The 21,921-nt window shown below is 58.8% G+C and carries 19 protein-coding genes; 13 read left to right on the top strand and 6 right to left on the bottom strand.

Translation table 11 applies throughout. The features are described 5' to 3' along the window. Window positions 1–196: 196 nt before the first annotated feature. The gene (gene ppc / locus ABLV54_RS06920) at window positions 197–2,848 is read left to right on the top strand and encodes a phosphoenolpyruvate carboxylase (protein WP_023291536.1); all 2,652 of its coding nucleotides are present in this window, start codon (window positions 197–199) and stop codon (window positions 2,846–2,848) included. 47 nt (window positions 2,849–2,895) lie between these two features. Here ppc and zinT read toward each other — a convergent pair whose 3' ends face one another. After that, complete coding sequence (zinT, locus tag ABLV54_RS06925) at window positions 2,896–3,546, bottom strand: metal-binding protein ZinT (RefSeq protein WP_023291535.1); 651 nt, start codon at window positions 3,544–3,546, stop codon at window positions 2,896–2,898. A gap of 69 nt (window positions 3,547–3,615) precedes the next feature. Here zinT and ABLV54_RS06930 point away from each other — a divergent pair, with 69 nt between their 5' ends. From ABLV54_RS06930 to ABLV54_RS06940, 3 genes are all read left to right on the top strand, one after another. Next, window positions 3,616–4,557 carry an AraC family transcriptional regulator gene (locus tag ABLV54_RS06930; RefSeq protein WP_225608551.1) on the top strand — a complete coding sequence of 314 codons (942 nt, stop codon included), beginning with the start codon at window positions 3,616–3,618 and terminating at the stop codon, window positions 4,555–4,557. Window positions 4,558–4,762: 205 nt separating this feature from the next. Further along, window positions 4,763–5,425 carry a fructose-6-phosphate aldolase gene (fsa, locus tag ABLV54_RS06935; protein ID WP_004203684.1) on the top strand — a complete coding sequence of 221 codons (663 nt, stop codon included), beginning with the start codon at window positions 4,763–4,765 and terminating at the stop codon, window positions 5,423–5,425. Window positions 5,426–5,479: 54 nt separating this feature from the next. After that, window positions 5,480–6,583: a glycerol dehydrogenase gene (locus tag ABLV54_RS06940; RefSeq protein WP_032454483.1), complete on the top strand. Its 1,104-nt coding sequence runs from the start codon at window positions 5,480–5,482 to the stop codon at window positions 6,581–6,583. Window positions 6,584–6,672: 89 nt separating this feature from the next. Here the strand turns inward: ABLV54_RS06940 and metF are convergent, their stop codons facing one another. Both metF and ABLV54_RS06950 read right to left on the bottom strand, forming a co-directional pair. Next, entirely contained in the window at window positions 6,673–7,560 is an 888-nt protein-coding gene (gene metF, locus ABLV54_RS06945) for a methylenetetrahydrofolate reductase (RefSeq protein ID WP_023291532.1), read from the bottom strand. A 194-nt stretch (window positions 7,561–7,754) separates the two neighbouring features. Continuing rightward, window positions 7,755–8,696 carry a LysR family transcriptional regulator gene (locus ABLV54_RS06950; RefSeq protein ID WP_050534174.1) on the bottom strand — a complete coding sequence of 314 codons (942 nt, stop codon included), beginning with the start codon at window positions 8,694–8,696 and terminating at the stop codon, window positions 7,755–7,757. A gap of 91 nt (window positions 8,697–8,787) precedes the next feature. On the opposite strand from ABLV54_RS06950, the gene ABLV54_RS06955 reads away from it, so the two are divergent. After that, complete coding sequence (locus tag ABLV54_RS06955) at window positions 8,788–9,159, top strand: carboxymuconolactone decarboxylase family protein (protein ID WP_050534175.1); 372 nt, start codon at window positions 8,788–8,790, stop codon at window positions 9,157–9,159. A gap of 38 nt (window positions 9,160–9,197) precedes the next feature. On the opposite strand, the gene ABLV54_RS06960 is transcribed toward ABLV54_RS06955, so the two are convergent. Both ABLV54_RS06960 and metB read right to left on the bottom strand, forming a co-directional pair. Then, complete coding sequence (locus tag ABLV54_RS06960; RefSeq protein WP_048336615.1) at window positions 9,198–11,630, bottom strand: bifunctional aspartate kinase/homoserine dehydrogenase II; 2,433 nt, start codon at window positions 11,628–11,630, stop codon at window positions 9,198–9,200. 2 nt (window positions 11,631–11,632) lie between these two features. Continuing rightward, the gene (metB, locus tag ABLV54_RS06965) at window positions 11,633–12,793 is read right to left on the bottom strand and encodes a cystathionine gamma-synthase (protein ID WP_050534176.1); all 1,161 of its coding nucleotides are present in this window, start codon (window positions 12,791–12,793) and stop codon (window positions 11,633–11,635) included. 267 nt (window positions 12,794–13,060) lie between these two features. Between metB and metJ the strand changes: the two genes are divergently transcribed. Then, complete coding sequence (gene metJ, locus ABLV54_RS06970) at window positions 13,061–13,378, top strand: met regulon transcriptional regulator MetJ (RefSeq protein WP_002882924.1); 318 nt, start codon at window positions 13,061–13,063, stop codon at window positions 13,376–13,378. Between the two features lie 101 nt (window positions 13,379–13,479). On the opposite strand, the gene rpmE is transcribed toward metJ, so the two are convergent. Then, a complete protein-coding gene (rpmE, locus tag ABLV54_RS06975) occupies window positions 13,480–13,692 on the bottom strand; it encodes a 50S ribosomal protein L31 (protein ID WP_002882922.1) in 213 nt (70 codons plus the stop codon). A gap of 252 nt (window positions 13,693–13,944) precedes the next feature. Here rpmE and priA point away from each other — a divergent pair, with 252 nt between their 5' ends. The 7 genes from priA to rraA all read left to right on the top strand — a co-directional run bounded on the left by priA (window position 13,945) and on the right by rraA (window position 21,912). Then, window positions 13,945–16,140: a primosomal protein N' gene (gene priA, locus ABLV54_RS06980; RefSeq protein ID WP_044520924.1), complete on the top strand. Its 2,196-nt coding sequence runs from the start codon at window positions 13,945–13,947 to the stop codon at window positions 16,138–16,140. A gap of 150 nt (window positions 16,141–16,290) precedes the next feature. Then, on the top strand, window positions 16,291–17,319 hold the full coding sequence (gene cytR, locus ABLV54_RS06985; protein WP_004203676.1) for a DNA-binding transcriptional regulator CytR: 1,029 nt from the start codon (window positions 16,291–16,293) through the stop codon (window positions 17,317–17,319). 93 nt (window positions 17,320–17,412) lie between these two features. Beyond that, on the top strand, window positions 17,413–18,378 hold the full coding sequence (ftsN, locus tag ABLV54_RS06990) for a cell division protein FtsN (RefSeq protein ID WP_071997579.1): 966 nt from the start codon (window positions 17,413–17,415) through the stop codon (window positions 18,376–18,378). 91 nt (window positions 18,379–18,469) lie between these two features. Continuing rightward, window positions 18,470–19,000: an ATP-dependent protease subunit HslV gene (gene hslV, locus ABLV54_RS06995; protein ID WP_002882918.1), complete on the top strand. Its 531-nt coding sequence runs from the start codon at window positions 18,470–18,472 to the stop codon at window positions 18,998–19,000. A gap of 9 nt (window positions 19,001–19,009) precedes the next feature. Further along, window positions 19,010–20,344, top strand: a complete 1,335-nt coding sequence (hslU, locus tag ABLV54_RS07000) for an HslU--HslV peptidase ATPase subunit (RefSeq protein ID WP_002882917.1) — start codon at window positions 19,010–19,012, stop codon at window positions 20,342–20,344. Window positions 20,345–20,413: 69 nt separating this feature from the next. Beyond that, complete coding sequence (gene menA / locus ABLV54_RS07005; RefSeq protein WP_044520919.1) at window positions 20,414–21,334, top strand: 1,4-dihydroxy-2-naphthoate polyprenyltransferase; 921 nt, start codon at window positions 20,414–20,416, stop codon at window positions 21,332–21,334. Window positions 21,335–21,426: 92 nt separating this feature from the next. Further along, window positions 21,427–21,912 carry a ribonuclease E activity regulator RraA gene (gene rraA, locus ABLV54_RS07010; protein ID WP_002882913.1) on the top strand — a complete coding sequence of 162 codons (486 nt, stop codon included), beginning with the start codon at window positions 21,427–21,429 and terminating at the stop codon, window positions 21,910–21,912. Window positions 21,913–21,921 lie beyond the last annotated feature (9 nt).

A 21,921-nucleotide genomic window follows, 5' to 3' on the forward strand; every position in this document is an offset into this window, starting at 1 on the left:
TAAGCGATGCTTATCCAGCGCCCCCTGAGTTAAATTTCGCAAATTACGGGTATTTACTCGTTTGCTGAAGCGATTTCGCAGTAATTGACGTGGGGGTATTTACGTGGCTTTATAAAAGACGGGTTGCTTATCCGTTGCTCACGTTCCAGCGCAGCGGATATAACAAAATAAAATGAGATGGGGTGTCTGGGGTAACATGAACGAACAATATTCCGCATTGCGTAGTAATGTCAGTATGCTCGGCAAGGTGCTGGGCGATACCATCAAGGATGCATTGGGAGAAAATATTCTTGATCGTGTCGAAACTATCCGTAAGTTGTCCAAATCTTCACGCGCCGGCAACGAAGCTAACCGCCAGGAGCTGCTGACCACGCTGCAGAATTTGTCTAACGACGAACTGCTGCCGGTGGCCCGTGCCTTCAGCCAGTTCCTGAATCTGGCCAACACCGCTGAGCAGTACCACAGCATTTCGCCGAATGGCGAAGCGGCCAGCAATCCGGAAGTCATTGCGCGCACCCTGAGAAAGCTCAAAGACCAACCCAATCTCAACGAAGACACCATCAAAAAAGCGGTGGAATCTCTGTCCCTGGAGCTGGTGTTAACCGCCCACCCGACCGAGATCACCCGCCGGACGCTGATCCATAAAATGGTGGAAGTGAACAACTGCCTCAAGCAGCTGGATAACAAAGATATCGCGGACTACGAGCACCACCAGCTGATGCGCCGCCTGCGCCAGCTGATCGCCCAGTCCTGGCATACCGATGAAATTCGTAAGCACCGCCCTTCCCCGGTCGATGAAGCCAAATGGGGCTTCGCGGTGGTGGAAAATAGCCTGTGGGAAGGGGTGCCTAACTACCTGCGCGAGCTGAACGAACAGCTGGAAGCCAACCTCGGCTATCAGCTGCCGGTGGACTTTGTCCCGGTGCGTTTCACTTCGTGGATGGGCGGCGACCGCGACGGCAACCCGAACGTGACCGCCGATATCACCCGCCACGTGCTGCTGCTCAGCCGCTGGAAAGCGACCGATCTGTTCCTCAAAGATGTGCAGGTGCTGATCTCCGAGCTGTCGATGGTGGAGTGTACTGACGAATTGCGCGCCCTGGCCGGCGCCGAGGGCGCTCAGGAACCGTACCGTTACCTGATGAAAAAACTGCGCACTCAGCTGATGGAAACCCAGGCCTGGCTGGAAGCGCGTCTGAAAGGTCAGAAGCTGCCGAAACCGGCGGGACTGATCACTCAGAACGAGCAGCTGTGGGAGCCGCTATACGCCTGTTATAAATCGCTGCAGGCCTGCGGCATGGGCATTATCGCCAACGGCGAGCTGCTCGACACCCTGCGCCGCGTGAAGTCTTTCGGCGTACCGCTGGTGCGTATTGATATCCGTCAGGAAAGCACCCGCCACACCGAAGCGCTGGGCGAAATGACCCGTTACCTCGGGATCGGCGATTACGAAAGCTGGTCAGAAGCCGACAAACAGGCTTTCCTGATCCGCGAACTAAATTCCAAACGTCCGCTGCTGCCGCGCCAGTGGGAGCCAAGCGAAGAGACCCGCGAAGTTCTCGACACCTGTAGAGTGATCGCCGAGGCGCCGCGCGGATCGATCGCCGCCTACGTGATCTCGATGGCCAAAACGCCGTCCGACGTGCTGGCGGTTCATCTGCTGCTGAAGGAGGCCGGGATTGGCTTTGCCCTGCCGGTGGCCCCGCTGTTCGAAACGCTGGATGACCTGAACAACGCCAACGACGTCATGACCCAGCTGCTGAATATCGACTGGTACCGCGGCTTTATCCAGGGCAAACAGATGGTCATGATCGGCTACTCTGATTCCGCGAAAGACGCAGGCGTGATGGCCGCCTCCTGGGCGCAGTACCAGGCGCAGGACGCGTTGATCAAAACCTGTGAGAAAGCCGGGATCGAACTGACGCTGTTCCACGGTCGCGGCGGCTCCATTGGCCGCGGCGGCGCGCCGGCCCACGCCGCGCTCCTCTCACAGCCGCCGGGAAGCCTGAAGGGCGGCCTGCGCGTTACCGAGCAGGGTGAGATGATCCGCTTTAAGTACGGCCTGCCGGAAGTCACCATCAGCAGCCTGTCGCTCTATACCAGCGCGATCCTCGAAGCCAACCTGCTGCCGCCGCCGGAACCAAAACCGCAGTGGCGCGACATCATGGCCGAGCTGTCCGACGTGTCGTGCAAGATGTATCGCGGCTACGTGCGTGAAAACAAAGATTTCGTGCCTTATTTCCGCTCCGCCACTCCGGAGCAGGAGCTGGGCAAACTGCCGCTGGGTTCGCGTCCGGCAAAACGTCGTCCGACCGGCGGCGTCGAGTCGCTACGCGCCATTCCGTGGATCTTCGCCTGGACCCAGAACCGCCTGATGCTTCCAGCCTGGCTGGGCGCTGGCGCTGCGCTGCAGAAGGTGGTTGAAGGCGGAAAACAGAGTGAACTGGAAGCGATGTGTCGCGATTGGCCGTTCTTCTCCACCCGCCTCGGCATGCTGGAGATGGTTTACTCGAAGGCCGACCTGTGGCTGGCGGAGTACTACGATCAGCGCCTGGTGAAACCAGAGCTGTGGGCGCTGGGTACCGAGCTGCGCAAGCTGCTGGCTGCCGATATCAACGTCGTGCTGGCCATCGCCAACGACTCTCATCTGATGGCTGACCTGCCGTGGATCGCCGAGTCTATCCAGCTGCGTAATATCTATACCGACCCGCTGAACGTCCTGCAGGCGGAACTGCTGCACCGTTCGCGCCAGGCTGAAGAAGAGGGCAAAGACCCGGATCCGCGCGTTGAACAAGCGCTGATGGTCACCATCGCCGGCGTCGCCGCCGGTATGCGTAACACCGGCTAATCGCTATCTTTCCCCCGGCCGCCCGGCCGGGGGATTTTTCACCCGTTCTAGTGGTGCAGCATCTCATCAACGATCTGCTCTTTATGCAGCGCATACGGATAATAGGTCGGCCAGTTATCCATCTCTTTCAGCAACGCTTCCTGTGATTCATTGCCCATGAAAATATGGAAATGCTGCGATTTACGCGGGCCAATGATGTGGTCGCTGAACTGGACATATTTTGGCGCGCTGGCATCGCCCTGCTGGCACTCGAACAGATAACGTACGCCCTTCTTACCGGAGGCGTAATGCAGGATTTTGTAGCCTGAATAGCGGTATTTGCAGCTGTTGACGGTCTCGCCAATGTGGAACTCAATCACGTCATCTTCAATGCCAATCTGTTCCACATCGGTGGCGTAGCCCTTCTTATAATAGGCGCGATACTCCTCCACGCTCTTGCCGCCGGGCTTTTTCGCCTTCTGCTCCAGCACCGGATCGAGATCGCCGTTGAGCAGATACGGGTTCACCGACTGCCAGACGCCCTCCCAGTCGCTCAGCGCGCGGTCCTGCACATCTTTATCCGCAAAAATGCCTTCGCTGGCCTGACGCTCCACTTCGGTTAGCGCCGGCCCATGGCTATGGTTGCCGTGGGCGAACGCCTGGGCGCTGGCTAGCGCCATGCCGAGTCCCAAGGCCAGCAGGGGGATCTTTCTGGTCATTACTCTCTCCTGAGTTTGCTATCAATGGTGACAAATTGTTACGATATAACATATCGTAACTGAGAAGCAATAGCGACAGGCTGGCGCTTTTACCGCTGGAATAATGTCCGGTATGATGAAAAGGGTGATGCGCGGGGCGGAACAATGATGGACAACGATATCAATCAACTTATTGATGCATTGCTAAAAAAGCAGACCAGCCTCGGACGGGTTTATTTCGCCGGCGAGACGCGCTCGCCTGCTGAACCGGTGGTGCAGGTTGATTTTCCCCGTCTGAATATCCTCCTCGATGGGCAGCTGCGCGACCAGGCGCTCGGCGATAACGCCCCGCTCCTGGAGGCCCATGACGTGCTCTATATTCCTGGCGATAGCTGGAACTGCCCACAGTGGCAGGCGCCCTGCCTGCTGTTAAGCATCCTGTTCGCTAAGCAGCAGCTGGAGTGCTCACTGCAGCGCTGGAATGGCAAGACGATCGCCGTTGTTGAAAAGCTACAGGCGCTGCGTCGCGGGCCGCGCGTCGGTTCCTTCCTGCTGCAGGCGCTCAACGAGATCCGGATGCAGCCGCAGGAGCAGCAAACCGCCCGCAGCATCGTCATCAGCCTGCTCAGCCACTGCCATGATCTTCTCGGCAGCCAGGCGCAAACCTCCTCGCGCAGCCAGGCGCTGTTCGAGGCAATCCGTCAGTACATCGAGGTCCATTACGCGGAGCCGCTGAGCCGGGAATCGGTCGCCCAGGCGTTCTATCTCTCTCCCAACTATCTTTCCCATCTGTTCCAGAAATGTGGGCCAATGGGCTTCAATGAATATCTAAACCACATTCGTCTCGAACAGGCCCGTATGCTGCTGAAGGGCCACGATATGAAAGTGAAAGACATCGCCCACGCCTGCGGCTTCGCCGACAGCAACTACTTCTGCCGCCTGTTCCGCAAAACCACGGAACGCTCGCCGTCTGAATACCGCCGCCAGTACCATAGCCAGCTGACGGAAAAATCGTCCGTGGCAAAAAACTAGATTTTTGTGTGTTAAACCTGACTTTTGTGCGCGCTATAGTTTCCTGCCATCCCAGCCAGCGTCGATAAATGTGATCTAAATCATCCTTAATCGCGATGCGTACATTTATCCAGTTTTTGGCAAATTTGTCATCTGGCGATCCTTCGAACGAAAGCCGTATGCTTACCTCAACGACAGCACCGAATTAAGCATTGAGGAAAACACTATGGAACTCTATCTGGATACCGCCAACGTCGCCGAAGTGGAACGCCTGGCCCGCATCTACCCGCTGGCCGGGGTGACCACCAACCCGAGCATTATCGCCGCCGGTAAAACCCCGGTGTGGGATGTACTGCCGCGCCTGCAAAAAGCCGTTGGTCCGGAAGGGATTCTGTTCGCGCAGACCATGAGCCGCGATGCGCAGGGCATGGTGGCAGAAGCCAAACGCCTGAGCAACGCCGTGCCGGGCATCGTGGTCAAAATCCCGGTCACCGCCGAAGGCCTCGCCGCTATCAAGCTGCTGAAGAAAGAAGGCATCCCGACCCTTGGCACCGCCGTCTACAGCGCTTCACAGGGTCTGCTGGCCGCGCTGGCCGGCGCAAAGTACGTCGCGCCTTACGTTAACCGCGTCGACGCTCAGGGCGGAGACGGCATCCGCATGGTGCAGGAACTGCAATCCCTGCTGGAAATGCATGCGCCCGAAAGCAAAGTGCTGGCGGCAAGCTTCAAAACGCCCCGTCAGGCGCTGGATTGCCTGCTGGCTGGCTGCGAAGCAATCACCCTTCCACTAGATGTAGCGCAACAAATGCTCGGCACCCCTGCGGTAGAGTCAGCCATAGAGAAGTTTGAACAGGACTGGAATAACGCCTTTGGCACGCTGAACCTGTAACCGGACCCGCGCGCCGCCTGCGGGCGGCATCACGGTCATCGAGGAGGAATCGAAATGGATCGCATTATTCAATCACCAGGCAAATACATCCAGGGCGCAGGCGCCATCAAGCGCCTTGGCGACTACCTGAAACCGCTGGCCGAACGCTGGCTGGTCGTTGGCGATAAATTCGTGCTGGGATTCGCGGAAGAGATGCTACGCAAAAGCCTGGCTGACGCCGGCCTGGCGGCGGAAATCGCGCCGTTCGGCGGTGAATGTTCGCATAATGAAATCAATCGCCTGCGCGATATCGCCGGCAGTGCGAAATGCACCGCCGTGCTGGGGATCGGCGGTGGTAAAACCCTGGATACCGCGAAAGCGCTGGCCCATTTTATGAAGGTGCCGGTGGCGATCGCCCCCACCATCGCCTCCACCGATGCGCCGTGCAGCGCGCTGTCGGTGATTTACACCGACGAAGGCGAGTTCGACAGCTATCTGATGCTGCCGCACAACCCTAACATGGTCATTGTCGATACGCAGATCGTTGCTGGCGCGCCGGCTCGCCTGCTGGCCGCCGGGATTGGCGATGCGCTGGCCACCTGGTTCGAAGCCCGCGCCTGCTCACGCAGCGGCGCCACCACCATGGCGGGCGGGAAATGCACCCAGGCGGCGCTGGCGCTGGCCGAGCTGTGCTACAACACCTTACTCGAAGAGGGTGAAAAAGCGATGCTGGCCGCCGAACAGCACGTGGTCACTCCGGCGCTGGAGCGGGTGGTGGAAGCCAACACCTATCTGAGCGGCGTCGGTTTTGAAAGCGGTGGCCTGGCGGCAGCCCACGCGATTCATAACGGCATGACGGCCATCCCTGACGCCCACCACTATTATCACGGTGAAAAAGTGGCGTTCGGCACCCTGACGCAGTTGGTGCTGGAAAACGCGCCGGTGGAAGAGATCGAGACTGTCGCCGCGCTGTGCCACAGCGTTGGGCTGCCGATCACGCTGGCGCAGCTGGATATCAAAGGCGACATCCCGACCAAAATGCGCCTGGTGGCGGAAGCCGCCTGCGCTGAAGGCGAAACCATCCACAATATGCCGGGCGGCGTCGACGCCGACCAGGTCTACGCCGCGCTGCTGGTCGCCGACCAATATGGCCAGCGCTTCCTGCAGGAATGGGAATAATCCAGAGCAAAACACCCGGCGTCAGCCGGGTGTTTTTTTATGTTTATCAGCCGGACGCGTCGCCCACTGACGGCGGAAACGGCAAGCACTCAGGCCGGACGCACGCCCAGCGTATGACAGATGGCGTAGCTCATTTCGGCGCGGTTAAGGGTGTAGAAGTGGAAATCTTTTACCCCTTCCCGACTTAAGATCTTCACCATGTCCATGGCGATATTCGCCCCCACCAGCTGACGGGTTTCGGCGTCATTATCCAGCCCTTCGAACATTTTCGACATCCACACCGGGATACGAACGTTGGTCATATCCGCAAACTTTTTCGCCTGTTTAAAGTTGGAAACCGGCAGGATACCCGGAATAATTTCCACGTCGATGCCCGCCGAGACGCAGCGATCGCGAAAACGCAGATAGCTTTCCACATCGAAGAAGAACTGGGTGATCGCGCGGTTGGCGCCTGCCTCGACTTTGCGTTTCAGGTTGAGCAAATCCGCCTGCGCGCTTTTCGCTTCCGGATGCACTTCCGGATACGCGGCGACGGAGATATCAAAATCCCCCACCTCTTTCAGCAGAGTGACCAGATCGGCGGCGTACATCTCCGGTTTACCGCTGCCCGGCGGCAGGTCGCCGCGCAGAGCGACGATATGGCGGATGCCGTTGTTCCAGTAATCCTGGGCGATAGTGCGCAGCTCATCGCGAGTAGCATCGATACAGGTCAGGTGCGGCGCCGCTTCCAGACCGGTTCGCTCTTTAATACCTTTGATGATGCTGTGGGTGCGATCGCGCTCGCCGGAGTTCGCGCCATAGGTCACCGAGACAAACTTCGGTTTCAGACTGCTCAGGCGATCGATGGATTTCCACAGGGTTTGCTCCATTTCACTGGTGCGCGGCGGAAAGAATTCAAAGGACACATTAATCTGGCCCTGGACTTCCGCCAGGCTCTGATTCAGGGCTTCCCGCTGATTGGCGTGAAAAAAGCTCATACCTTACCTCATCAATCGCATGTAATGGCTGTTGTGTTGCGAACTTCTATACGTTTAGACGTCCAGATGTAAAAATGACGGAAAAGCGCCCGGGCGTCAATAGAAAAATCTGCGTAAAGAGTGAGGAAAAGGCTGCCAACATGAAAAAACTTCATCTACCGGCGCTTTGCCAGCCGAAAGAGCCCGCTCTGCGGTCAACATGGGGTAGAACGATATTCAGCATGAGACGAGCGAGCCGTCAGGCGATCATCCAGCAGTGAGAGCCATTGCTGCACGGCTCCTGCCTGGTGAGGCGCATAGATCACCCCAAGGCTTAACGGCATGCTGTCGCCTTCAGCGACAGGACAGAACACTACCCCCTGACGCTGGATCGCGGAAAAGGACGCCGGCAGGAGGATCATGCCTTCCCCACGCGCGATTCGCGCCAGCAGCACATCATGTTCGGCAGGCTCTTCCACATAAGCGGGGGTATAGCCAGCCCGGTCGAAAATGCGCCGCGTGTAGTCAAAGAAATCGGGGTTACGCTCGCGTTTAAACCAGAACAGCGGCCGATGATTGAGCGCGCTTAGCGTTAACGCTGGTATGACGGCTTCCGGCCAGGAGGCTGGCACTGCCGCGATGAGCGGCTCCTGGTACGGCAATGGATGCAGGTGCAGCCCTTCAGTATTGAGCGGCAGCGCGACCAGCGCCGCATCGAGTTTGCCTTTGCGCACCTGCTGCGCCAGCGCCGGTGAGGCGTGGCGGGTGATATGCAACCCGCGGGTATGTTCGCTCAGCGCAGATTCAACAGCAGCGAAAATGCCTTGTTCGAAGGCGGTGGTCACGCCCAGACGCAGAGACGGCGGCGAGTGAACGGAGAGCTCACTCAATGCCGCCAGCGTGCGTTCCTGGAGCGCCAGCATGGGCCGAATGATCGCCAGCACCTCTCTGCCCGCGTCGGTAAGGATCAGGCCTTTGCTATGGCGCTGAAACAGCGTCACCCCCAGCTGCGCTTCCAGATAGCGCATATGGCGACTCAGCGGCGGCTGCGAGATAAATAACCGCTGCGCCGCCCGGCTGATGTTATTTTCCTCCGCTACCACGGCAAAGGCACGCAGCAGGCGGATATCGAGAGAATGTAATCGCGAAGTTGTCATACTGAAAAGGTATCACGAAAAGGGTATTACTCAAGTCCGGTAAACTTCCCTACCCTTCCTCTCAACGCATCATCACAGAGAGGAAAAAACGATGTCCAGCGAACGTTATACCATCGGTCAGGAAATGCTTCAGCGCGTGGACGGTAGCGGCGGGGAGGCCGTCGTCAACAGCCTGCGGGATATCGCCCCCGACTTCGCCCGCTATCTGATTGAGTTCCCCTTCGGCGATATTTACGCCCGGCCAGGGCTTGATTTGCGTAGCCGGGAAATCGCCACCATCGCCGCGCTCACCGCGCTGGGTAACGCCGAGCCGCAGCTGAAAGTGCATATTGCCGCGGGATTAAATGTCGGTCTGACGCAAGAGGAAATTACGGAAGTGATCATGCAGATGGCGGTCTACGCCGGATTCCCGGCGGCGCTAAACGGCCTGTTTGCCGCTAAAGCAGTTTTTGCGGCGCCCTAACAAAAAAGACCAGGCCGCGCCTGGTCTTTTTCCCGGGACTACAGCAGCTGCGCCAGACGGTTAATATCCGACTGGATCGCCCCGGCGGTCACATCGCGCCCGGCGCCGGGCCCGCGGATCACCAGCGGATTATCGCGATACCAGCGGCTTTCGATAGCGAACACGTTATCGCACGGCAGCAGCGCCGCCAGCGGGTGCTCTTCGCGTACCGCTTCCACGCCGACGCGTGCTTTGCCGTTGGCATCGAAACGCGCCACGTAGCGGAGCACCAGCCCCATCTCGCGGGCCGCCTCCAGGCGCTGCAGCATCTGCTCGTTCAGCTCTTCGCCATTCTCAAAGAAGTGATCGACCGAACCCTCTTCACAGTGCGCCGGGACCAGTGATTCCACGCGCACCTGATCCGGCTCGATGTCGTAACCCGCTTCCCGCGCGAGGATCACCAGCTTGCGCATCACATCTTTACCGGACAGATCGACGCGCGGATCCGGCTCGGTCAGACCCTGCTGCCACGCCTGATCCACCAGATCGGTGAACGGCACGGTGCCATCAAACTGCAGGAACAGCCAGGAGAGCGTTCCCGAGAAGATACCGCTCAGGCCGAGGATGGTATCGCCGCTGTCGATCAGATCGCGCACCGTATGGTTCACCGGCAAGCCGGCGCCCACGGTGGCGTTATACAGCCAGTGGCGCCCTGTCTTCTCAAACGCGTCGTGGATCTGGCGATACTTATCGCTGCTGCTGGCCCCCGCCAGCTTGTTGGCGCTGATCACGTGGAAGCCATGGCTGGCGAAATCAAGATACTGGTCTGCCAGCTGCTCGCTGGCGGTGACGTCCAGCACCACTAAATCATCATACGGGTGCGCGCGCATCCACAGGAACAGCGACTCTTCATCCTGCTCCACCGCTTCATCGTTGAAGAAAGCCAGCGCCCGGCTGGCGTCCAGCCCGTCGTAGTTCAGCAGACTGCGTTTACTGTCGACCACGCCGGCGAGAATAAACTCAAAGCCGGTGCGCGCCGAGAGCGTGGTTTGTTCACGGGCGAACAGCTCCAGCCAGCGGGAACCGATGTTCCCTTTGCCGAACAGCATCAGGCCGATACGCTTTTCAGCACGAAACAAGGACTGGTGCAGCCCCTGGATCAGGCTTTCCGTCGGCCCGGCGCGCAGGACGGCCACCAGGCTGATCCCCTCTTCCGACTGCCAGGTGAACTCCACCGGCTGCCCTTTCAGCTGCTGCCAGAAACGGTGGCAGTGCAGTGGGTTGCGGGTGACGCCCGCGCCCACCATCGCCACCAGCGCCAGCTTCTGACGCAGACGCAGCTCGCCCGGCAGACCTGCCTCATCGAGCAGCTTCAGCGCGCTGTCGGCCACCTCGGAGGTATAGCAGAACTGCAGCAGTTTGCGGTCGGCATGGACGCCAACGGCTAACGGGCGCAGCTGGGCGCGTTTGAGCAGGGCGTCCAGCTCTTTATGCGCCAGTTTGAAATCGTGACCGGCCGGCACCTGGAACTCCACCAGGCAGACATCGTCATGGCTGGTGACAATCCGGGCGCCAGTACCGGAGGCCAGCACGCGCTCAATGCGCGTGGAACCCTGTTCCGGCGTATAGCTGCAGCGTAACTGCAGATCGATATCGCTGGCGGAAACCGGCTGTAGCGTGCGGGCATGGAGCACCGGCGCGGCCAGACGCGCCAGCTCGCTGGCTTCGTCCAGACGCAGCAGCGGCAGCAGACAGGCGTCTTTCACCTTGCGCGGATCCGCGCTGTACACCCCGGCGACGTCGCTCCAGATAGTGACGCGGGAAGCGCCCGCCAGCGCGCCGATCTGGGTGGCAGAGTAGTCAGACCCGTTACGGCCCAGCAGGACGGTTTCACCGGCCTGGTTGCGGGAGATAAAGCCGGTCACCACCAGACGCTTGTTAGGATGCTGCGCCATCAGCTGCTGCAGCAGTGGATAGGATAATCCTTCATCCACCTGCGGCTGCGCGGCGCGTTCCGCGCGCAGGAACGCGCGCGCGTCCAGCCAGGCGGCTTCCATTCCCAGCTGGTTGAGAACCGCCGCCATCAGGCGCGCGGACCACACTTCCCCATGGCCGACCACTTCCGCATAGACCGCTTCGGAAACCCCGCCGTCCAGCAGACCAGCCAGACGCTCAAGGTCGTGGATAAAGGCGGCGATCAACGTATCCGCCGCCGCAGGCTCCACCAGACCGCCAATCAGCTCGGTGTGATAGCGGCGAAGCGACTGCTGAACCTGATGCGCAGCAAGGCGATCGCTCTGGCTAAGCTTAAGCCAGCTGATCAGCTGGTTGGTGGTGCTGCCAGCGGCGGAGACGACCATCATGTCCCCCGCCTGCGAATACTCCTTCATGATCCCCGCGACGCGCAGGTAACATTTCGCATCCGCTAAACTACTCCCACCAAATTTGTGCAGCTGACGACCCTTCGCCCCTGCCTGCGCAATCACACTCATCTTTATTCCTCGTTTGCTGCCCGGAAGCCATTTTCCAGGTCGGCAATTAAATCTTCACCATCTTCGATACCGGTCGAAATACGCAGGAGCGTTTCTGAAATTCCGGCGGCGGCACGCGCTTCAGGCGCCATGCCGGCATGCGTCATCGTTGCCGCATGGGAAATCAGGCTTTCAACGCCCCCCAGCGATTCCGCCAGTGTAAACAGCGACAGCCCGCTCAGGAAGCGGCGCAGCGTCTGCTCGTCACCATCCAGCTCGAAGCTTAACATTGCGCCAAAACCTTTTTGCTGACGCGCCGCAATTTCATACCCCTGGTTTTCCGGCAGCGACGGATGATACAGCTTTTTCACCAGCGGCTGGGTTTTCAGATACTCGACGATCGCCAGGGCATTACGTTGCGCCACTTCCATGCGGGGAGAAAGCGTCCGCAGCCCGCGCAACAGCAGATAGCTGTCGAAGGCGCTGCCGGTGACGCCAATGTTATTCGCCCACCATGCCAGTTCGGTGACAGTCGCCGGATCGTTGGCAATCACCACCCCGGCCACCACATCAGAGTGACCATTAAGGTATTTAGTACAGGAGTGCAACACCAGATCGGCGCCCAGCGCCAGCGGGTTTTGCAGCGCCGGACTCAGGAAGGTGTTATCGACCACGCTGATCGCCCCGGCTTCGCGCGCCAGACCACAGATTTTCGCAATATCCACCACCCGCAGCAATGGATTACTTGGGCTTTCGACCAGCACCAGCTTCGGTTTTTCCGCCAGCGCCGCCCGCAGCGCCTGCTCATCGTTTTGATCGACGAACTGAACGCGATAGCAGCCGCGCTTCGCCAGGCTATCGAACAGACGGTAGCTGCCGCCGTAGCAGTCGTGCGGCGCCACCAGCAGATCGCCAGGCTTAAGGAACACCGTCGTCACCAGCAGGATCGCCGACATACCGGTATTGGTCAGCACCGCGCCAGCGCCGCCCTCCAGCTCCGCTAAAGCGCGCTGCACCACATCACGCGTCGGGTTGCCGCGGCGGGAATAGTCGTGAGCGCGAGGTTCATTAAAGTCGGTGAAGTTATAGGTACTGGAGAGGTGGATCGGCGGGACAACGCAACCGTACTGCTCGTCGTCATTTAAACCGCTACGCACTGCGATGGTGGCCTGTTTACGCGTCATGTTGGGAAGTTCCTGGGCTGAATCGGTGAAAAGTCAGGCTTCAGAGTAAACATTGTCACAATAGACGTCAATACATCTGGACATCTAAACTTCTTTGCGTATAGATTGAGCAAAGTGCAAATAGCCGTTAAAATTATATGCATTAGCGCACGTCGGCGGCGGCTTATCTCATGTCAGAAAGCCCGCGCATACGGTAAACTACGCGCGATTATAGCCCGGGCGGAATATTCTGGCCCTTCACTAATAAACAGAGGATTAAGGTATCTCATGGCTGAATGGAGCGGCGAATATATCAGCCCATACGCTGAGCACGGTAAGAAGAGTGAGCAAGTAAAGAAAATTACGGTTTCCATTCCTCTGAAGGTGTTAAAAATCCTCACCGATGAACGCACGCGTCGTCAGGTGAATAACCTGCGTCACGCGACCAACAGCGAACTGCTGTGCGAAGCGTTTCTGCATGCCTTTACCGGACAACCGTTGCCTAACGATGAAGACCTGCGTAAAGAGCGCAGCGATGAGATCCCGGAAGCGGCGAAAGCGATTATGCGTGAACTGGGTATCGACCCGGATACGTGGGAATACTGAGACGATAAAAAGGGCGGAAGCACGCTTCCGCCCTTTTTCTTTCCCGCCCAGGCAGGCGAGAGACACAAAAAAGCCGCCCTGAGGCGGCTTCTTCTGGCAACTTACTTGCTGCCCGGGATGCTGAAGCGCTTGTTGAAGCGGTCAACACGGCCACCGGTAGCAACATCACGCTGTTTGCCGGTGAAGAACGGGTGGCATTTGCCGCACACGTCGAGGTTCAGGTCGTGACCTACGGTGGAGCGGATTTTCATGACATTACCGCAAGAACAGGTAGCAGTAATTTCGTCGTAATTTGGGTGAATACCTTTTTTCATGGGAGAACCTCAGTTAAGGCCGCGTCGCTCTTCCAGCCCTAACGCCAGACACCACGCGATATTAGTAATTTCCCGTCGCCCTCTACGCTGTTGACAGCGTGAAGCACGCGGTAATGGTCAATCTTCAATGCGATATAAAGCGCATCAAAGGCGGCGAATCATACAGAATTTGACCAGCATATGCAAACTGATCCGCGCCGCCTTATCGTAATGTGTATACTATCCCGCCAGATTTCAAGTCAGGAAGATGACATGCCCGTCGCCCACGTTGCCCTACCCGTTCCGCTACCGCGCACTTTTGACTATCTGCTGCCTGAAGGCATGGCGGTCAAAGCGGGCTGTCGGGTGCGGGTGCCGTTCGGCAAACAGGAGCGGATCGGTATTGTCGCGGCGGTCAGCGAACGCAGCGAGCTGCCGCTGGACGAGCTAAAACCGGTCGCGGAAGCGCTGGACGACGAACCGGTCTTCTCCGGTACCGTCTGGCGGCTGCTGATGTGGGCGGCTGAGTATTACCATCATCCGATTGGCGATGTGCTGTTCCATGCGCTGCCCATTCTGCTGCGCCAGGGCAAACCCGCCAGCGCGACGCCGCTGTGGTACTGGTTCGCCACCGAGCAGGGGCAGGCCGTCGACCTTAACGGTCTGAAACGCTCGCCGAAGCAGCAGCAGGCGCTGGCGGCGCTGCGCCAGGGAAAAATCTGGCGTCATCAGGTTGGCGAACTGGAATTTAATGAAGCGGCGCTGCAGGCGCTGCGCGGCAAAGGGCTGGCGGAGCTGGCCTGCGAAGCGCCCGCCCTCATCGACTGGCGCAGCGCGTATTCGGTTGCCGGCGAACGCCTGCGTCTTAATACCGAGCAAGCCACCGCCGTCGGGGCGATCCACAGCGCCGCCGATCGCTTCTCCGCCTGGCTGCTGGCGGGTATTACCGGCTCAGGGAAAACGGAAGTCTATTTGAGCGTGCTGGAGAATGTGCTGGCGCAGGGGCGCCAGGCGCTGGTGATGGTGCCGGAGATCGGTCTGACGCCGCAGACCATCGCCCGCTTCCGCCAGCGCTTTAACGCGCCGGTGGAAGTGCTGCACTCCGGACTCAATGACAGCGAACGTCTTTCGGCCTGGCTGAAGGCGAAAAACGGCGAAGCGGCCATTGTGATCGGCACCCGCTCCTCGCTGTTTACCCCGTTTAAAGACCTCGGCGTCATCGTTATCGACGAAGAGCATGACAGCTCCTACAAGCAGCAGGAGGGCTGGCGCTACCATGCCCGCGACCTGGCGGTATGGCGCGCCCACAGCGAACAGATCCCGATTATTCTCGGCTCGGCGACGCCGGCGCTGGAGACCCTGCATAACGTCCGCCAGGGCAAATACCGCCAGTTAACCTTAAGCAAACGCGCGGGCAATGCGCGCCCTGCCCAGCAGCACGTGCTCGATCTCAAAGGGCAACCGCTGCAGGCGGGTCTGTCTCCCGCGCTGATTAACCGTATGCGCCAGCATCTGCAGGCGGATAACCAGGTGATCCTGTTTCTTAACCGCCGCGGCTTTGCGCCAGCGCTGCTGTGCCACGACTGCGGCTGGATAGCGGAATGTCCGCGCTGCGACAGCTACTACACGTTGCACCAGGCGCAGCACCATCTGCGCTGCCACCATTGCGACAGTCAGCGCCCTATCCCGCGCCAATGTCCCTCCTGCGGCTCCACGCACCTGGTGCCGGTGGGTATCGGCACCGAACAGCTGGAGCAGGCCCTGGCGCCGCTGTTCCCTGACGTGCCTATCTCGCGTATCGACCGCGATACCACCAGCCGCAAAGGGGCGCTGGAGGAGCATCTCGCCGCCGTCCATCGCGGCGGGGCGCGTATTTTAATTGGCACCCAGATGCTGGCCAAAGGCCACCACTTCCCGGACGTCACCCTCGTCTCCCTGCTGGACGTCGACGGGGCGCTGTTTTCCGCGGATTTCCGCTCCGCCGAGCGTTTCGCTCAGCTCTATACCCAGGTCTCCGGGCGAGCGGGACGGGCAGGAAAACAGGGCGAAGTGATCCTGCAAACCCACCATCCTGAACACCCTCTGCTGCAGACCCTGCTGTATAAAGGCTACGACGCCTTCGCCGAACAGGCGCTGGCAGAGCGGCAGACAATGCAGCTACCGCCGTGGACCAGCCATGTGCTGATTCGTGCGGAAGACCATAACAACCAGCAGGCGCCGCTGTTTTTACAACAGCTGCGCAATCTGCTGCAGGCCAGTCCGCTGGCCGACGACAAGCTATGGGTGCTCGGTCCGGTTCCGGCGCTGGCGCCGAAGCGCGGCGGCCGCTGGCGGTGGCAGATATTGCTGCAGCATCCTTCGCGGGTACGCCTGCAGCATATCGTCAGCGGTACGCTGGCGCTGATCAATACGCTGCCGGAGGCGAAAAAAGTGAAGTGGGTGCTGGATGTCGATCCTATTGAAGGGTAAGCCTTCTCTTGCGAGCCGGATCGAAAAATTTAACAAGCATCACGTTTTTCATGAAAATTCTGTAACTCACTGCCGCGACTATCTGATAAAAATGATGCAGCAGTTAGCGCGCAAGGGAAATGCCAGCGCCATTCAGCGAGGAGAAACCAGGTGAAGCCCAAAAAACAAGTGGTTGCCGCCACCATGAAAGACGTCGCCTTAAAGGCAAACGTTTCCACGGCAACCGTGTCCCGAGCGTTGATGAACCCTGATAAGGTGTCGCAAGCCACCCGTAACCGGGTCGAGCAGGCGGCGCTGGAAGTCGGCTATTTACCGCAGTCGCTCGGACGCAATATGAAGCGCAACGAATCGCGGACGATCCTCGTGATCGTCCCGGATATCTGCGATCCCTTTTTTAGCGAAGTGATCCGCGGTATTGAAGTCACTGCCGCCGAGCACGGATATCTGGTGTTAATCGGCGATTGCGCCCACCAGAATCAGAAAGAAAAAACCTTTATCGACCTTATCATCACCAAGCAGATTGACGGCATGGTGCTGCTCAGCTCGCGCCTGCCGTTTGACGCCAGCGTGGAAGAGCAGCGTAATTTGCCGCCGATGGTCATGTCGAACGAGTTCGCGCCGGAGCTGGAGCTGCCCACCGTCCACATCGATAACCTGACGGCGGCTTTTAACGCGGTAAACTATCTTCACGAGCTGGGACACCAGCGTATCGGCTGCATCGCCGGCCCGGAAGATATGCCGCTGTGCCATTATCGCCTGCAGGGTTACGTGCAGGCGCTGCGCCGCAGCGGTATCACCGTTGATCCGCACTATATCGCTCGCGGCAACTTTACCTTCGAAGCTGGCGCCAATGCGCTGGAGCAGCTGCTGTCGCAGCCGGTACCGCCCACCGCGGTCTTTTGCCATAGCGATGTGATGGCGCTGGGCGCCTTATCGCTGGCGAAACGCCGCGGTCTGAAAGTGCCGGACGACCTGTCGATTGTCGGCTTCGATAACATCGCGTTGTCTGAATTTTGCGATCCGCCATTGACCACCGTGTCACAGCCGCGTTTTGATATCGGCCGTGAAGGAATGCTGCTATTACTTGAGCAAATGCAGGGTCATAACGTGAACAGCGGCTCGCGCCTGCTCGATTGCGAACTGATTGTTCGCGGCAGTACGCAAAAAATCAGACGATAACCATCAGGCTTTCGGGCCTGCTCTTCTGGTCAAAGGCCCGCCGCTTAAGTAACATGGCGGGCTGACGAACGAATATAAGACAGCGAAACGATAGTGGCACAACGAGATTATGTACGCCGCAGCCAACCGGCTTCTTCGCGGCGCAAAAAGAGCACTACCCGAAGCTCAAGGAATAAGCAAAGCAGCCTCCCGGCAATTTCACCGGCTATGGTGGCGATCGCGGCGGCTGTGCTGGTGGCCTTTATCGGTGGACTCTATTTCATTACGCACCATAAGAAAGAAGAAGCGGAAGCGATGCAAAATCGCCAGGCCGCCGGCAACGGCTTGCCGCCAAAACCGGAAGAGCGCTGGCGCTATATTAAAGAGCTGGAAAGCCGCCAGCCGGGCGTTCGCGCGCCGACCGAACCGACCGCCGGCGGCGAAGTGATGAAACCGGAGCAACTGACCGACGAACAGCGTCAGCTGCTGGCCCAGATGCAGGCCGATATGCGTCAACAGCCGACTCAGCTGACCGAAGTGCCGTGGAACGAACAAACGCCGGCCCAGCGCCAGCAGACGCTGCAGCGTCAGCGTTTAGCGCAGCAACAGCAGCAGGCGCAACAGCAACAGTGGGCGCAAACTCAGCAGCAGACCGTGCAGCAGCCGCCGCGCGTTCAGCAGCCGAAGCCGGTCCAGCAGCAACAGCCGAAGCAGACCGCGTCAAACCAGCAGCCGTACCAGGATCTGCTGCAGACGCCGGCGCACACTACGACTACGCAGCCGCGCGCGCAGGCCGCCGCGCCAGTGACTCGAGTGGAGGAAGCGCCGAAAACGACCGCCGAGAAAAAAGACGATCGTAGCTGGATGATCCAGTGCGGCTCCTTTAAAGGCGCCGAGCAGGCCGAAACCGTCCGCGCTCAGCTGGCTTTCGAAGGGTTTGCTTCGCACATCACCACCAACAACGGCTGGAACCGCGTGGTCATTGGCCCGCTGAAAGGCAAAGAAAGCGCCAACGAGATGATCACCCGCCTGAAGATGGCTGGACACGCGAACTGCATTCGTCTCGCCGCCAGGGGTTGAAACCCTCAAAATCCCCCCCATCTATAATTGCATTCGGCCCCGCGGACAGCGCGGGGCCCCTGTTCCGCTTTTGCAACCAAGGGGTCTGCTCGTGACTACAATTGTAAGTGTTCGCCGTAACGGCCATGTTGTTATTGCCGGTGATGGCCAGGCCACGCTGGGCAACACCGTAATGAAGGGCAACGTGAAAAAAGTGCGTCGTCTGTACAACGACAAAGTGATTGCCGGTTTCGCTGGCGGCACCGCCGACGCCTTCACGCTGTTCGAACTGTTTGAACGCAAACTGGAAATGCACCAGGGCCATCTGGTGAAGGCCGCCGTTGAGCTGGCTAAAGACTGGCGAACCGATCGGATGTTGCGCAAGCTGGAAGCGCTGCTGGCCGTCGCGGACGAAAACGCGTCGCTTATCATCACCGGTAACGGTGACGTGGTACAGCCGGAAAACGATTTGATTGCTATCGGCTCCGGCGGTCCTTACGCCCAGGCCGCGGCCCGCGCGCTGCTGGAAAACACCGATATGGGCGCGCGCGATATCGCCGAGAAAGCGTTGGATATTGCAGGCGATATCTGCATCTATACCAACCATTTCCACACCATCGAAGAATTACCTTCTAAAGCGTAAGGATCTCCCATGTCTGAAATGACCCCACGCGAAATTGTCAGCGAACTGGACAAACACATTATCGGCCAGGACGCCGCCAAGCGTTCTGTTGCTATCGCCCTGCGTAACCGCTGGCGCCGGATGCAGCTTAACGAAGAGCTGCGTCATGAAGTCACGCCGAAAAACATTCTGATGATCGGCCCAACCGGCGTCGGTAAAACCGAAATCGCTCGTCGTCTGGCGAAACTGGCCAACGCGCCGTTTATTAAAGTTGAAGCGACGAAGTTCACCGAAGTGGGCTATGTCGGTAAAGAAGTGGACTCTATCATCCGCGATCTGACCGATGCGGCGATCAAAATGGTTCGTATGCAGTCCATCGATAAGAACCGTTACCGCGCGGAAGAGCTGGCGGAAGAGCGCGTGCTTGACGTGCTGATCCCACCGGCGAAGAACAACTGGGGCCAGACTGAGCCGTCGCAGGAACCGTCTGCGGCGCGCCAGGCGTTCCGTAAGAAACTGCGCGAAGGCCAGCTGGACGATAAAGAGATTGAAATCGATCTCGCTGCGGCGCCGATGGGCGTTGAAATCATGTCCCCTCCGGGCATGGAAGAGATGACCAGCCAGCTGCAGTCCATGTTCCAGAACCTCGGCGGCCAGAAGCAGAAACCGCGTAAGCTGAAAATCAAAGACGCGATGAAGCTGCTGATTGAAGAAGAAGCGGCCAAACTGGTCAATCCGGAAGAGCTGAAGCAGGAAGCCATCGACGCTGTTGAGCAGCACGGTATCGTCTTTATCGACGAAATCGACAAAATCTGTAAGCGCGGCGGCAACACCTCCGGCCCGGACGTCTCCCGTGAAGGCGTACAGCGCGACCTGCTGCCGCTGGTGGAAGGCTGCACCGTCTCCACCAAGCACGGGATGGTCAAGACCGACCACATCCTGTTTATCGCCTCCGGCGCGTTCCAGGTGGCCAGCCCGTCCGATCTGATCCCGGAACTGCAGGGGCGTCTGCCGATCCGCGTTGAGCTGAAGGCGCTGACCACCCATGACTTCGAGCGCATCCTGACCGAACCGAACGCCTCCATCACCGTGCAGTACAAGGCGCTGATGGCGACCGAAGGGGTGAATATCGAATTCACCGAAGACGGTATCAAGCGTATCGCTCAGGCCGCATGGCAGGTAAACGAAACCACCGAGAACATCGGCGCGCGCCGTCTGCACACCGTGCTGGAGCGCCTGGTGGAAGATATCTCCTATGATGCCAGCGAGATGAACGGCCAGACCGTCACTATCGATGCCGAATATGTGAGTAAGCACCTGGATGTTCTGGTGGCAGATGAAGATCTGAGCCGTTTTATCCTATAATCCGGTGCAATGCATTTTCATCACTGTTGATGGGGGCTATCGCCCCCATTTTTATTGGCTAAAATAACTATGACTGATATCAGCCGTTCTCAGGCGTGGCTGGAAAGCCTGCGTCCTAAAACGTTACCGCTGGCGTTTGCCGCGATTATTGTTGGCACCGTCCTTGCCTGGGAGCAGGGGCATTTTGATCCCTGGGTCGCTCTGCTGGCGCTGATCACCGCCGGCTTGCTGCAAATTCTTTCCAACCTCGCCAATGACTACGGCGACGCGGTCAAGGGGAGCGATAAACCGGACCGCATCGGGCCGCTGCGCGGGATGCAGAAAGGGGTGATTACCCCCCAGCAGATGAAGCGCGCCTTGATTGTCACCGTCGCGCTGATCTGTCTGTTTGGTCTGGCGCTACTGTGCGTCGCCTGGCAGAGCGTCGGCGATTTCATCGGTTTCCTCGCGCTGGGTGGCCTGTCGATCGTGGCCGCCATCACCTACACAGTGGGCACCCGCCCGTATGGTTATATTGGCCTCGGTGATATTTCGGTACTCGTTTTCTTCGGCTGGCTGAGCGTCCTCGGCAGCTGGTATCTGCAAGCCCACAATGTGGAAGCGGCCATTTTTCTGCCGGCAACGGCCTGCGGTCTGCTGGCGACCGCCGTACTGAACATCAATAACCTGCGTGATATCGACAGCGACCGGCAGAACGGGAAGAACACCCTCGCCGTGCGCCTGGGGCCGGTCAATGCCCGCCGCTATCATGCCTGCCTGCTGCTCGGCGCCCTGCTGTGTCTGGCGCTGTTTAACCTGCTGGCGCTGCATTCTGCCTGGGGCTGGCTGTTTATTCTCGCCACGCCGATGCTGGTCAAACAGGCGCGTTACGTCCTGCGCGAATCCGATCCGCTGGCGATGCGGCCGATGCTCGAAAAGACGGTCAAAGGGGCTTTGCTGACCAACCTGCTGTTTGTTATCGGGATTATTGCCAGTAAGCTGGCGGCTTAACTGACAAATATCAATTAACAATTGATGATTTTGCCAACAATGCGATTCGCGGGATATACTAAAAACTCTCGCAGCAACTGAACGTTAAGCCTATGAAATACGATACTTCCGAGCTTTGTGACATCTACCAGGAAGATGTCAACGTCGTGGAACCGCTGTTCTCTAACTTTGGAGGACGGTCGTCGTTTGGTGGACAGATCATTACGGTAAAATGTTTCGAGGATAACGGGTTGCTCTACGATCTGCTCGAGCAGAATGGCCGTGGTCATATTCTCCTGATCGACGGCGGCGGCTCAGTACGACGCGCGTTAATTGACGCTGACCTGGCGCGTCTGGCCGTACAGAATGAATGGGAAGGGTTGGTGGTCTATGGCGCGGTGCGCCAGGTTGACGACCTTGAGGAACTGGATATCGGCATCCAGGCGCTGGCGGCTATTCCGGTCGGCGCGGCTGGCGAAGGCATCGGCGAAAGCGACGTGCGCGTCAATTTCGGCGGCGTGACCTTCTTCAGCGGCGACCATCTGTATGCCGATAACACCGGGATGATTCTGTCGGAAGACCCGCTGGATATCGAATAAACCTTGCGC

Origin of the sequence: Klebsiella sp. JB_Kp042 (assembly GCF_040065275.1) — a bacterium.
Taxonomy (GTDB): domain Bacteria; phylum Pseudomonadota; class Gammaproteobacteria; order Enterobacterales; family Enterobacteriaceae; genus Klebsiella; species Klebsiella quasipneumoniae.